Source organism: Streptomyces sp. NPDC006743, from assembly GCF_040703815.1.
Lineage (GTDB): Bacteria > Actinomycetota > Actinomycetes > Streptomycetales > Streptomycetaceae > Streptomyces.
Genome location: NZ_JBEYJA010000055.1, coordinates 1 through 13,154 on the forward strand (window position 1 = coordinate 1; position 13,154 = coordinate 13,154).

The following is a 13,154-nucleotide window of genomic DNA, read 5'->3' on the forward strand; positions in this document are numbered from 1 at the left end:
CCCCTGACGTCCTGCAGCAGCACCTGGACCCCCCCCTAGCCGTCTACCCCACCCCGCGCCCCGGCCACCTTATCGTGCGGGGGGCGGGCGCCGTCCATCCACCGATACCCTTGACAGGTGACCGACGCCCAAGAAACCGCAGCAGACAGCCCACTGCGCACCACCGGAGGCGCCCCTCCGGACGACGGCGGAACTTCTGACACGGGGGCGCCGATCCCGTTGCTCGAACCGCGCGAGGGCATTCCGCCCGTGATCGCCGATCCCGGGGCGCTGGCGGAGGTGGTCGCCGCCTTCGCCGCCGGCTCCGGTCCCGTCGCCGTCGACGCCGAGCGCGCCTCCGGCTACCGCTACGGGCAGCGCGCCTACCTGGTGCAGCTGCGCCGCCAGGGCGCGGGGACGGCGCTGATCGACCCCGTCGGCTGTCCCGACCTGTCCGGCCTCGGCGAGGCGCTGACCGGCGTGGAGTGGGTGCTGCACGCGGCGACGCAGGACCTGCCGTGCCTGCGCGAGATAGGCATGGTCCCGACCCGGCTGTTCGACACCGAGCTGGCCGGCCGCCTCGCCGGTTTCCCGCGCGTGGGCCTGGGCGCCATGGTCGAGAACGTGCTCGGTTTCGTCCTGGAGAAGGGCCACTCCGCCGTCGACTGGTCCACCCGGCCGCTGCCCGAACCCTGGCTGCGTTACGCCGCCCTCGACGTGGAACTCCTCGTCGACCTGCGCGACGCCCTGGAGAAGGAGCTGGACCGGCAGGGCAAGCTGGAGTGGGCCCTGCAGGAGTTCGACGCCATCGCCTCCGCGCCGCCGCCCGAGCCCCGCAAGGACCCCTGGCGGCGCACCTCCGGCATGCACAAGGTGCGGCGCAGGCGGCAGCTCGCCGTCGTACGGGAGCTGTGGCAGACCCGGGACCGGACAGCACAGCGCCGCGACGTGTCGCCGGGCAAGGTGCTCTCGGACGCCGCCATCGTCCAGGCCGCGCTCGCCGTGCCGGCCAACGTGCACGCCCTCGCCGCGCTGACCGGCTTCGGGCACCGGATGGGGCGGCGCCAGCTGGAGCAGTGGCAGGCCGCGGTGGACCGGGCCAGGGCGCTGCCCGAGTCGGCGCTGCCGCAGCAGGGTCAGACCGTGACCGGCCCCCCGCCGCCGCGGGCGTGGGCCGACAAGGACCCGGCGGCGGCCGCACGGCTCTCCGCGGCCCGCGCGGCGGTCTCCAAACTCGCCGAGCAGCTCGGTCTGCCCCAGGAGAACCTGGTGGCGCCGGACGCGGTGCGGCGGCTGTGCTGGGAGCCGCCGAAGCCGGCCGACGGCGAGGCCGTCGGCGCGGCCCTCGCGGGATACGGGGCGCGGCCGTGGCAGGTCGAGCTGGTGACGCCGGTCCTGGTCGCGGCGCTGGGAAGCGGCGGCGACGGAGCGTAGGTGCCTGCGGCGGCTGCGGGGTGGGGTGCGCGTGGCCCCGCCGGGCGGGCTCGTGGGGGCCTGGGCGCCGTGGGGGCCTGGTCGCCGTAGGGGCCGGGTCGCCGTAGGGGCTTGGTCGCCGTAGGGGCTTGGGCCGTGGGGCGGGTGCCGGTGCGTGGGGGTTGCTCGCGCAGTTCCCCGCGCCCCTGGCGGGGCGGCGTTCCCCGCGTCCCTTTCCGGGCGGCTGCGATGGCCGTCCAGGGCCCGTGGCTTCGCCCGGGAACACCGCCAGCGCCGTAGCGGCCCGGGCCGTGGGGCGCGTGGCGGTGCCTCGGGGTTGCTCGCGCAGTTCCCCGCGCCCCTTGCGGGGCGTTGTTCCCTGGGTCCCTTTCCCAGTTCCCCGCGCCCGCTCGGGGCGCCTCCGGTGTCGTTCGTCGGGCACCCCTTTCGGTGTGACGTTCGCCGCTTGGGGCGGGGGGACTGGGCAGTCACATTACCCGCGAGTAGCATGAGCGCTGAGCGCGCGCTCAGCGCTGCGCGTCGCAGCAGTGCCATCCCGCACCCTGGAGGAGAGCCATCGTGCCTCGTACCGTCAGGGACGTCGTCTTCGTCGACGGCGTCCGCACCCCGTTCGGCAAGGCGGGCCCGAAGGGCATCTACCACGAGACCCGCGCCGACGACCTCGTCGTGAAGGCGATCCGGGAGCTGCTGCGCCGCAATCCCGGCCTCGACCCGAAGAAGGTCGACGAGGTCGCCATCGCCGCGACCACGCAGATCGGCGACCAGGGCCTGACCATCGGCCGCACGGCCGGCATCCTCGCGGGTCTGCCCACCACGGTTCCCGGCTACTCGATCGACCGCATGTGCGCGGGCGCGCTGACCGCCGTGACCACGGTGGCCGGCTCCGTCGCCTTCGGCGCGTACGACGTCGCCATCGCGGGCGGTGTCGAGCACATGGGCCGCCACCCGATGGGCGAGGGCGTCGACCCCAACCCGCGCTTCGTCAGCGAGAAGCTGGTCGACGAGTCCGCCCTGTTCATGGGCATGACCGCGGAAAACCTGCACGACCGCTACCCGCAGATCACCAAGCTGCGCGCCGACGAGTACGCGGTGCGCTCCCAGGAGAAGGCCGCCAAGGCCTACGCGAACGGAAAGATCCAGGCCGACCTGGTCCCGATCTCCGTGCGCCGCACCACCCCCGAGGGCGGCGAGACGGGCTGGGGCCTGGTCACCGCGGACGAGCCGATGCGCCCGGGCACCACGCTGGAGAACCTGGCCGGCCTCAAGACGCCGTTCCGGGTGCACGGCCGGGTCACCGCGGGCAACGCGGCCGGTCTGAACGACGGCGCCACCGCCTCCGTCATCGCGAGCGAGGAGTTCGCCCGCGAGAACGGCCTGCCGGTCAAGATGCGCCTGGTCTCCTACGCCTTCGCGGGCGTGGAGCCCGAGGTCATGGGCTACGGCCCGATCCCGGCGACGGAGAAGGCGCTGGCCAAGGCCGGGCTGTCCATCTCCGACATCGGCCTGTTCGAGATCAACGAGGCCTTCGCCGTCCAGGTGCTGGCCTTCCTCGACCACTACGGCATCGCGGACGACGACGAGCGCGTCAACCAGTACGGCGGCGCCATCGCCTTCGGTCACCCGCTGGCCTCCTCCGGTGTCCGGCTGATGACGCAGCTGGCCCGCCAGTTCGAGGAGCAGCCGCACGTCCGCTACGGCCTGACCACCATGTGCGTCGGCTTCGGCATGGGCGCGACGGTCATCTGGGAGAACCCGCACTTCGACGGAGGCGACAAGTGAGCACCACCGCTGAACTCCTGAAGGGCGCGGCCGAGCTGTTCCCGGACGAGGTCGTCACGCAGGCGCACGTGCGCCACTTCGACCTGCCGCTGGGCGCCGGGCGCTTCGCGCTCATCACCCTGGACAACGGCCTGGACCACACCAAGCCGACCACCTTCGGACCGGCCTCGCTCGCGAACCTGAACACCGCGATCGACCAGGTCGAGAAGGAGGCCGCGGACGGCGGGATCGTCGGCGTCGGCATCACCGGCAAGCCGTTCATCTTCGCGGTCGGCGCCGACCTCAAGGGCGTGGAGCTGCTCAAGCAGCACGACCACGCGCTGGCCATCGGCAAGGGCGGCCACGAGGTCTTCAAGCGGCTCGCGAAGCTCGCCGTGCCCACCTTCGCGTACTACAACGGCGCGGCGATGGGCGGCGGCGTCGAGGTCGGCCTGCACTGCACCTACCGCACGGTGTCCGCGGCCCTCCCGGCGTTCTCGCTGCCCGAGGTCTTCCTCGGCCTCGTCCCCGGCTGGGGCGGCTGCACGCTGCTGCCGAACCTGATCGGCGCGGACAACGCCGTGACGGTCATCATCGAGAACTCGCTCAACCAGAACCGGCAGCTCAAGGGCAAGCAGGTCTACGAACTCGGCATCGCGGACGCGCTGTTCGAGGGCGCGGACTTCCTGGAGCAGTCGCTGATCTGGACGGCGTCCGTCCTCAAGGGCGAGATCGCCGTGGAGCGTCCGGCGGTCGACCGGGGCGAGGGCTGGGACCAGGCCGTCGCGCGCGGCCGGTTCATCGCCGACTCCAAGGTGCACGGCGCGGCTCCGGCCGCCTACCGCGCCCTGGACATCATCGCCGCCGCCAAGGACGGCGACCTCCAGGCGGGTTACGACGCCGAGGACCAGGCCCTGGCGGACCTGATCATGGGCGGCGAACTGCGCGCCGGGATCTACTCGTTCAACCTGGTGCAGAAGCGCGGCAAGCGTCCCGCGGGCGCCCCGGACAAGAACCTGGCCCGCCCGGTGACGAAGGTCGGCGTGGTCGGCGCGGGCCTGATGGCCTCCCAGCTCGCCCTGCTGTTCCTGCGCCGCCTCGAGGTGCCGGTCGTCCTCACGGACATCGACCAGGAGCGCATCGACAAGGGCGTGGGCTACGTCCACGCCGAGATCGAGAAGCTGCTGGGCAAGGGCCGGATCAACCAGGACAAGGCCAACCGTCTCAAGACGCTGGTCACCGGGGTCCTGGACAAGGCCGAGGGCTTCGCGGACGCGGACTTCGTCATCGAGGCCGTGTTCGAGGAGATGGGCGTCAAGCAGCAGGTGTTCGCGGAGGTCGAGGCGGTCGCCCCGGCGCACGCGATCCTCGCCACCAACACCTCCTCCCTGTCGGTGTCGGAGATGGCGTCGAAGCTGAAGCACCCGGAGCGGGTCGTCGGCTTCCACTTCTTCAACCCGGTCGCGGTCCTGCCGCTGCTGGAGATCGTCCGCGGCGAGAAGACCGACGACGCGTCGCTGGCGACCGCGTTCGCGGTGGCCAGGAAGCTGAAGAAGACCGCCGTGCTGGTCAAGGACGCCCCGGCGTTCGTCGTGAACCGCATCCTGACCCGCTTCATGGGCGAGATCCAGAACGTCATCGACGAGGGCACCCCCGTCGAGGTCGCCGAGAAGGCGGTCGAGCCGCTGGGTCTGCCGATGTCCCCGCTGGTCCTGCTGGAGCTGGTCGGCCCGGCGATCGGGCTGCACGTCTCTCAGACCCTCAACAGGGCGTTCCCGGACCGCTTCACGGTCTCCCCGAACCTCAAGGCGGTCGTCGAGGCCGGCAAGCGCGGCTTCTACGTCTACGACAGCGGCAAGCCGGAGCTGGACCCGGAGGTCGCCGCGCTGCTCAAGCAGGGCGACGTGGTCCTGACCGAGGAGCAGGTCCGGGAGCGGGTGCTCGACGCGGTCGCGCAGGAGATCGGGCTCATGCTGGCGGAGGGCGTCGTCGCCGAGGCCCAGGACGTCGACCTGTGCCTGATCACCGGCGCGGGCTGGCCCTTCCACCTGGGCGGCGTCACGCCGTACCTGGACCGTGAGGGTGTCAGCGAGCGCGTCAACGGCAAGCGGTTCCTGGCGCCGGGCGTGGCGTCGGTCCCGGCGTGACGCGCGAAGACGTGTGAGGAGGGCCCCCGCCGCGGCGGGGGCCCTCCGTCGTCAGGTACGGCCCCGGCGGGTGAACTCGCCCTCCAGCAGCGCGTGGTCGGACTCCGGACCGCCGCGCACCGCCCCGCCGGCGGCGGTGAAGTGGCGGCGGTCCGCGAAGACGTAGTCGATCTTCCGGCCGCCCGCCGTGGGCCGGTCCCCGCCGGCCTCGGCGAACCGGGCCCGCAGCAGGGACAGGACGGGTGCGCCAGGCGGCAGGTTGAGGTCCCCGGCGAACACCACGGGCAGGGTGGCGGGGAAGCCGGCCGTGCGGTCCCTGATCTCCCGGATCTGTTCGGGGGCCGCGCTGGAGGTGTGGGCGGTGCAGGCCACGAGCGGCTGCCCGCCGAGGCGGGTGTGCGCGCACAGCAGCCCCCGGCGCACGGGCACGGTGCGGCCGGCGTTGGTGTAGGTCTCGCCGCCGGTGTGCGTGAAGGGGTGGTAGTCGCGTCGGCCGTCGGGCACGTTCCCGCGGCTGAGCACGGCGGAGCCGAACCGGCCGGTGGGGCCGCAGGCCGGCACGTTGTCCTGGGAGGAGGCGTAGGTGCCGTCCATGCGCCGGCCCGAGCCGGCCAGCAGCCGCCTGAGCCGGGTGTACTGCGTCAGGCAGATCTCGTTGACGGTGACCAGGTCCGGGTTCCGCCGCACCACCTCGCGCACCAGCCGTGCCACGGACGTGCCGGGTCCGGACCCGCCCGCGTTCCAGCGGCATCCGGCGGCGGCTCCGCACAGGTTGTACTGCAGGACGCGGACCGTCTCCGGTCCCGGCGCCGGGTGCGCCGTGCGGCCGCAGCCCGCCAGGGGCAGCGCGAGCAGGACGGCTGCCGCCGCCGAGGCGGCCGTCCGCCGCACGCCCGGCAGCCTGCCGGCGACCCGGCCGCCGCGCTCGGGCCGAGCAGCCGCCCTCACCAGTCCCCGGCGAACGGCCGGTGTTCGCACACGGCGTCCGCGCAGGCGTGGCGGGAGGCGCCCAGTGCCCGCACGGGGCTGTCCTCGGGGATGCCGACGACCTTGAAGGTGCGCGGGGCGGGCACGGACTCGGCCGCGCCGAACAGCGCGATCGCCCGCACGGTGTGCGCGCCGGGGCGCCAGGAGTGGGCGTGGGTGAAGGACCACTCGCCGTTCTCGTTCACGCCGGTCGCGCCGATCAGCACGTCCCCCTCCATGAGGACGATCTTCGTCACGCCCGGCTGGACCGTCCCGGAGAAGCGGGGCCGCGGCCCCGCGAAGGCGCCCTCGGCCGGCGCGTTGAACAGAGGCGGCGGAACCTCGGTCAGCACGGTGAAGCGGCGTTCCAGCACCGGCGAGCAGCCGTCGGCCCGCAGGGCGACGCACTGCACGACATGGTCGCCCGCCGTCCAGTTCACCGAGCGGCGCCAGGTCCACTGCCCGGCGCCGCCGACACCGGTGCCGCCGAGGTACTGGCCCTGTTCGAAGAAGAGCAGGTAGTGGGTGCCGGGCGGGGCCGCGCCGGTCAGCTTGACCATGGGTCCCGCCAGGGCGCCCGGAGCCGGCTTGGTGATCGTGGGGGCCTCGCCCACGGGCTGGGCGTACAGGGCCGCATCGGGCGCCTGGACGGTGAACTCGCCCGACACCGGGGGCATCACCGGCGGTTCCATGAGCCGGTCGACGTTCACGTCGGCCTTGTCGAGCACCCCGAGGTTGCACAGCCCGGCCACCACGATGCGGGCCACCTCGAAGGCGCCCGCGTGGTTCAGGTGGGTCGAGTCGATGGAGCCGTCGGGGTGCAATGGGTGTTCCCCGGCGTCCACCCAGCTGAAGTAGCGGCGCAGGCGCATCGGGCCGATCTCGGCCCACAGCTGCGTCGTGCGCGCGTTGAGGTCGAGCAGCGGCGCGCCGAGCCGTTCGGCGGTCTCCCGCATGGCGCGGGGGTGGTCGCCGACGGTGTTGAGCACCTCGCCGGTGGCGGAGAACGCGTACCGGGCCATCGGGGTGACCAGGACCGGGACGCCGCCCTCCTGGTGGACGTACGTCACGAACAGCCGCAGCAGTTCCTGGTACTCGGGGACGGGCACGTAACGGGTGCCGTTGTGGATCATGTGGTCGACGCAGCCGAAGCCGATCAGCACGATGTCACCGCGCCTCATGCGGTTGAGCATCGCCGGGAAGCGTTCGGTGAAGTACTTGCGCGTCGTCATGGCGCTGCGCGCGTAGTTGGCGACCTCGACGGGGCCGGTGAGGAGCTCCTCGATCTTCTGGCCCCAGCCCGCCATGGGGGCCTCGTCCTCCGTGCGGGGAGCGGGGACGGAGTCCCCCAGCACGAATATCGTTCGGTTCACGTCTCATCCATCCCTATCGGTCGACCACGTTCATGGCCATGGCCCCGGAGGCCGAGCAGTAGGGCCGCACCCACACGGGGCGGGCCGGGTGGACCACGGCGTAGTCGGAGGGTTCGTCGCCGACCAGCGGCAGGGACGGGTAGGCGTAGGCGCCCTTCACGTCGGGGAAGTCCTCCAGCAGGTGGCACACGCGCACCTTGCGGCGGTCGGCGGGATCCGGCTGGAGCCACCAGTCCCAGTCCTCCCAGCGCGCCAGCCGGCGGTCGACCACCGTGCGCACCGGCACCCGGGCGCGGAACGCATGGCGGCCCAGTGTCTCCACGGGCACGGTGACGTTCTGGCCGTGCGGGCCGCGCCGGCTGACGACGAACAGGGCGCCGGGTTCGATCCGGGCTCCCCCGCACAGCACGCCCCGCACGGTGATGCCCGAGTCACCGACCTCGACGGCGGTGCACTCGGCGTGCTGCTCGCGCAGCACGGTGCGCAGCATCAGCCGTCCGTTGGGCTGGGCGTAGGGGAGGTTCCAGACGACGCGGGCGGCGGGCGGGCGGGTGACCAGCCGGGCGCGGGCGTCGATGAGGGCGCGGGTGTCGCGCAGCCCGGCCTTCATGTGCACGGCCTGCGACTTGGCGCTGCGCATGGTCACCTGCCAGCGTCCGTCGCCGAGTTCGTCCAGGGCGGCCGGGGTGATGACGGCGCTGTAGCGGGTGCCGCCGTTGTCGAGGGCGGTGCGGGAGGTGCGCAGCGGCATCTCGGGGCGCGCCTGGCCGTCGGAGGGCTTGTGGCGCAGCACGAACTGCCAGCGTCTGCGGCCCTCCCCGGGGCCTTCGGCGGAGAGCCGGAGCCAGCCGGCGTCGTCGGCGGTGACGTCGACGGTGGCGGAGCCGAGGGTGGCCGGCGGCACGGTGAGCCGGTCGGCGCCGCCCTTGCGGGGTCCTGCCGGGGGCCGGTAGCCGCGTTCGGCGGCGGCGCGGCGGCGGGCGGCGTCCGCGAACAGCTCCAGGTAGCGGTCGGCGACGGCCGCCGGGTCGTAGCGGGCCGCGTTGCGCAGCGCGGCGGCGCCCATGGTGCGGCGCAGGGACTCGTCGGCCATCAGGCGGCGCAGGCCCCAGGCGATGCCGTCCACCTCGCCGGTGGGGACGAGGAAGCCGTCCTCGCCGTCCCGCAGGATCTCGCGGGGGCCGACGGGGCAGTCGGTGGAGACCACGGGCAGTCCGCAGCGCATGGCCTCCACGAGGGTCATGCCGAAGGACTCGGCGCTGGAGGTGACGGCGGCGACGGAGCCCTTGGCCCACTCGGACTCGATGGGTGAGAAGCCGCCCATGAGCAGGGCGCGGCCGTTGAGGCCGAGTTCGGTGACCAGGGCGCGCAGTTTCGCTGCCTCGCCGCCGTCGCCGTAGATGCGCAGCTGCCAGTCGGGGAAGTCCTCGGCGAGGGCGGCGAAGGCGCGGATCAGCAGGTCGTAGCGCTTGATGTGGTGCATGCGGCCGGCGCTGACGACGATCTTCCGGGTGCCGTCGGAGGGGGTGACGGCGGGCTCGGGGACGCTGTTGGGGATGCCGGTCACCGGGATGCCGGGGATCGGGGTGTGCTCCTGGAAGGAGCGGGCGTCGGCCTCGGTGACGGTGGTGATGGCGTCCAGGCGCGGGTAGACGCGGGCCATCTCGGCGCGCACCGCCGGGGGGATGGCGAGGTGCGTCATGTGCTCCTGGGCGACGCGCAGCGCTCCGTCGCGGGTGTGGGCGGCGACGAAGAGGTTGAGGCTCGGGCGGGTGCCGACGACGACGTCCGCGGAGGTCTTCTCCAGTTCGCGGATGATCCGTGCGTCGGTGAACTTGCTGTACTGGGCGTAGAACTCCTCCTGGCGCGGCACCACCTCGCTGGGCTGGTCGCTGCCCGCCGCGCCGCGGTCGGCGCCGCCGGGTCTGAGGTCCACCAGGGCGCGGACGGTGATGCGCGGGGAGATCTCGAACTTGGTGGCGGTGGTGCGCCGGAAGACGGAGACGATCTCGACGTCGTGGTGGACGGAGAGCGCCTCGGCGAGGTTGATGACGGTGCGGTTGGTGCCGCCGATGCCGTAGATGTTGTTGATCAGGAAGGAGATCTTCACCGGACCTCGCGCTCCTTGCGCTCGAAGGGACTCGGCACGGGGTAGTAGGCCCGCAGGAACGCGCTGAGCATGGTGGTCTGGCGGGCGGTGTCGTGCCCGTCGGAGAGGGTGTCGTTGATGCAGAACGCCTGCCGGTCGCGGCGGGCCAGCAGGATGCCGAGCCTGCGCTGGATCTCGGGCCGGGCGAGGTCGAGGTAGGCGAAGGCGATCTGGGAGGGCACGGCCCGTCCGGTCAGGTACGCGTAGTAGTGGTACAGCGAGGACGGGATGGAGATGTCGGTGGCGCTGCGGAACCGGCTGTAGGTGGTGCGCAGGTGCTCGTCGGCGTACTCCTGCTCGATCTCCTGGAGCACGCTGCGGCGCAGGGCGTAGGGGGCGTGGCGCAGTTTCTGCACCAGGGCGGTGCCGAAGCGCTCCATCAGCAGCCGCCGGTTGTTCTTGCCGGCCGCGTCGACGGGGCGGTCGCCGGGGGTGAGGTCCCAGCGGGGCACCTGGGAGGGCGAGAAGAAGGTGCGGGTCATGCCGTTGGAGAGGAAGAAGTCCTGCGGGGTGACGGGCCGCCCGAGGAACATGTCGTCGTTGAAGTACAGGAAGTGCTCGGCCAGGCCGTCGATGTGGTGCAGGCGGCTCTCGATGGCGTGCGAGTTGAAGGTGGGCAGCGCGGCCGGGTCGTCGAAGATCTCGCTGTGGTCGACGACGGTGAGCCGCGGGTGGCTGTCGGTGAGCCAGGCCGGGCGCTGGCGGTCGGTGACGAGGTAGACGTGGCGGACCCAGGGGGCGTTCTGTTCCAGGGCGCGCAGGGAGTAGCGCAGTTCGTCGCGGCTGATGTAGCGGGCCGCGTTGGCGGACTCGGTGTGGTAGCCGCCGGGGCCGAACGCGGCGCGCCGCTGCTGCCAGGCGGGGTCGTTGCCGTCGACCCAGGTGTAGACGACGTCGACGGGGAAGCGGACGTCCTCGGGCAGCGGTTCGGCGCAGGGCCGGATGCTGCGCACCTGGCGGGTGCGGCGGGTGTGCAGGGCGGCGAACCCGGTCAGTGCGCTGACCGGGAGGGTGACGCGGGGCTCGTCGAGGGCGACGTCCTCGGTGACCCGGTTGGGGCGGGGCGCGACGAGGCGTCCGTCGCGCGGCTGCCAGAACTCCAGGTCGCAGCCGTACTCCAGGCCCAGGACCAGGGAGCCGGCCGGGTCGCTCCAGATCATGCCGATGCGCAGGACGTCCGCCTCCCGGGCCAGGCGGCGGGCGGCCCGGGTCCCGCACAGCACGGCCCGGCCCTGGGCGGCTTCGCCGCGGCAGGCGCGCAGGTAGACGGGGCTCTGCCCGGCCAGGCGGGCGAGGACGTCGGTGACCCGTTCGCGGTCGCCGGCGGCGACGGCGAGGCAGGAGCGGTAGTCACTGGCGCCGCGGATCGCGAAGTGGTCGACGCCCGCTTCCTCCAGGGCGGTGGCGACGAGTTCGAGGTTGGCCTCGCGCAGGCCGAGCGGCGAGACGGTGGGGCGCACCAGGGCGATGCGGGCGCCGGCTCCGGCGAGGGCGGCGAGCCGTTCGCCGTCGGCGAACAGGTGGGGCCAGCGGCGGCGGGCCCGCACCGCGCGCAGCAGCCGGGCGCCCGCGCCGAAGGCGTGCAGGCGGCGCAGCACGTGCTTCAGCAGGGTGCGCAGCCGCGCGGGGACGCGGCGCGCGATCCGGCCTCTGAGGCCTGCCGGGATCAGGGCCCGGTACGCCCCGACCGCGGCGGATGCCTCGGGGTTGCCCACGCTCACGGCCGGCCGACCGCCTCGCCGGCCGCGGGGGTCTGGGCACCGTCCTGCTCGAAGACGCTGGGCACGGGGAAGTAGCGGTGCAGGAAGCGGACGGCCGCCTCGGTGCCGCCGCGGGCCCGGGCCTCGTCGGTGCCGAGGCCGAAGAGGTGGATCTGCTGGGTGTCGCGGCGTACGAGGAGCCGTTCGAGGCGGCTGCCGATGCCGGGCAGGGCGGCGTGCAGGGCCACGGACGCCTCCCCGGAGGGGTCGGCGAGGGCGCCGACGTGGGCGACGTGGTGGGCGAGGCCGTCCAGCGGGTGGGTGCCGGGCACGGTGGGCGCGTACTGGGTGTCGGGCAGGTCGAGGGGGGTGTGCGTCCCCTCGGCCAGCCGGGCGAACGTCTCGACGCGGTGCGGCTGGGGGCCGTGCGCGTAGCCGTGGGCGGTGATCCGGCCGGTGGCCGAGTAGGCGGTCCGCGACCAGGGCGCGAAGGACTCCTGGGCGTTCCAGGGGCCGCGCCGGGGCCGGGTCTGGCCGCTGGGGGTGAAGTGGTCGAAGGGCCGCACCGGGCGGCCGAGGAGGGCGCCGGGGCGCAGCAGCAGGAAGTGCTCGGCGAGGTCGGGCAGTTGGTGGAGCTGCCACTCGGAGCCGGGGCGGGCGCGCAGCACGGTGAGGCGTTCGCCGGCCCGCAGCCAGGCCGGGGGTTCGGCTTCGGCGACCACGTGGACGACGTCCACCCAGGGGGCGTACTGGTGCACGGAGCGCAGCGCGGCGCGCAGCAGTTCCTCGCCCCAGGGGGTGGGGTGCTGCCACAGCAGGACGGCGTCGACGGGGAAGCCGATCTCCTCCAGCCGGACGACGTCGAACGTCTCCAGGGTGACGGTGGGTTCGAGGTCGCCGTCGATGTCGCAGTAGCCGGAGAGCCGGTCGAGTCCGATCTCGACGCCGGGGGTGTCGCTGGGCACGGCGCGCTGGACCCGGTTGGGGCGCGGGCCGATGAGGCGTTCCGTGGGCAGGCTGGTGTTGACGGTCCAGAACTCGATCTCGATGCCCTGCTCCTCGCCGACCCAGAGGTTCTCGGTGGGGTCGGTGCGCAGCCAGGTCAGGCGGATCACCCGGGCCTTGGCGTAGTGCTTCCAGGCCTTCACATGGCTGCCGGGGACGTCCTGGGTGTCGCTCTTGGCGGGTGAGACGGAGACGACGTACCCGGTGTGCTCCTCCAGCAGGGCGCGCAGGACGCGGCGCACGGCGCCCTTGTCGCGCTGGTCGACGGCGAGGCAGATCCGGCGGTCGTCGAGCGCGGGCACCGCGAACCAGGGGATCTCGGCGACGTCCAGGGCCTGGGTGACCAGGTCGTGGTCGAAGCGGCGGGCGAGGTCGGCGGTGAGGCCGGTGTGCACATGGCCGATCCGCCCGTCGGGGGCGGTGGCCCGGCGTTCGGATCCGCCGAGCCGGGCCCGGCGGACCTGGCGCAGGGCCCGGCGGTGCAGCCGGGCCTCGCGGCGGCGCAGGGTGCGGGCGAGCTGCCCCTTGACCTTACGGCGCACGCCGGCCGGGACGGTGGTCGCGGCGGCCGAGCGCACCGGCTGGGGAACGAGCCGCTTGTAGACGTGAACCGCTGAGTTCATCGACGTCGGGTCGGGCACGT

General features: G+C 73.5%; 8 protein-coding genes. 3 read left to right on the forward strand and 5 right to left on the reverse strand.

Annotation, left to right across the window (positions count from 1 at the left end):
• Positions 1-117 precede the first annotated feature (117 nt).
• The 3 genes from ABZ719_RS31415 to ABZ719_RS31425 all read left to right on the forward strand — a co-directional run bounded on the left by ABZ719_RS31415 (position 118) and on the right by ABZ719_RS31425 (position 5,318).
• Positions 118-1,413, forward strand: a complete 1,296-nt coding sequence (locus ABZ719_RS31415) for a ribonuclease D (RefSeq protein WP_366728548.1) — start codon at positions 118-120, stop codon at positions 1,411-1,413.
• Positions 1,414-1,971: 558 nt separating this feature from the next.
• Positions 1,972-3,192 (forward strand): acetyl-CoA C-acyltransferase, encoded by a 1,221-nt coding sequence (locus tag ABZ719_RS31420; protein ID WP_366728549.1) that lies wholly within the window; start codon positions 1,972-1,974, stop codon positions 3,190-3,192.
• Entirely contained in the window at positions 3,189-5,318 is a 2,130-nt protein-coding gene (locus ABZ719_RS31425) for a 3-hydroxyacyl-CoA dehydrogenase NAD-binding domain-containing protein (RefSeq protein ID WP_366728550.1), read from the forward strand. The genes ABZ719_RS31420 and ABZ719_RS31425 overlap by 4 nt, the downstream gene beginning before the upstream one ends.
• A 51-nt stretch (positions 5,319-5,369) precedes the next feature.
• On the opposite strand, the gene ABZ719_RS31430 is transcribed toward ABZ719_RS31425, so the two are convergent.
• The 5 genes from ABZ719_RS31430 to ABZ719_RS31450 are packed head-to-tail and all read right to left on the reverse strand — an operon-like array spanning position 5,370 to position 13,152.
• Complete coding sequence (locus tag ABZ719_RS31430; protein WP_366728551.1) at positions 5,370-6,209, reverse strand: endonuclease/exonuclease/phosphatase family protein; 840 nt, start codon at positions 6,207-6,209, stop codon at positions 5,370-5,372.
• Positions 6,210-6,262: 53 nt separating this feature from the next.
• On the reverse strand, positions 6,263-7,657 hold the full coding sequence (locus tag ABZ719_RS31435; RefSeq protein ID WP_366728552.1) for a GDSL-type esterase/lipase family protein: 1,395 nt from the start codon (positions 7,655-7,657) through the stop codon (positions 6,263-6,265).
• Positions 7,658-7,670: 13 nt separating this feature from the next.
• A complete protein-coding gene (locus tag ABZ719_RS31440) occupies positions 7,671-9,767 on the reverse strand; it encodes a glycosyltransferase family 4 protein (RefSeq protein WP_366728553.1) in 2,097 nt (698 codons plus the stop codon).
• Entirely contained in the window at positions 9,764-11,527 is a 1,764-nt protein-coding gene (locus ABZ719_RS31445) for a stealth family protein (protein ID WP_366728554.1), read from the reverse strand. Before ABZ719_RS31445 ends, ABZ719_RS31440 begins: the two co-directional genes overlap by 4 nt.
• The gene (locus ABZ719_RS31450; protein ID WP_366728555.1) at positions 11,524-13,152 is read right to left on the reverse strand and encodes a sugar phosphotransferase; all 1,629 of its coding nucleotides are present in this window, start codon (positions 13,150-13,152) and stop codon (positions 11,524-11,526) included. Before ABZ719_RS31450 ends, ABZ719_RS31445 begins: the two co-directional genes overlap by 4 nt.
• Positions 13,153-13,154: the final 2 nt, after the last annotated feature.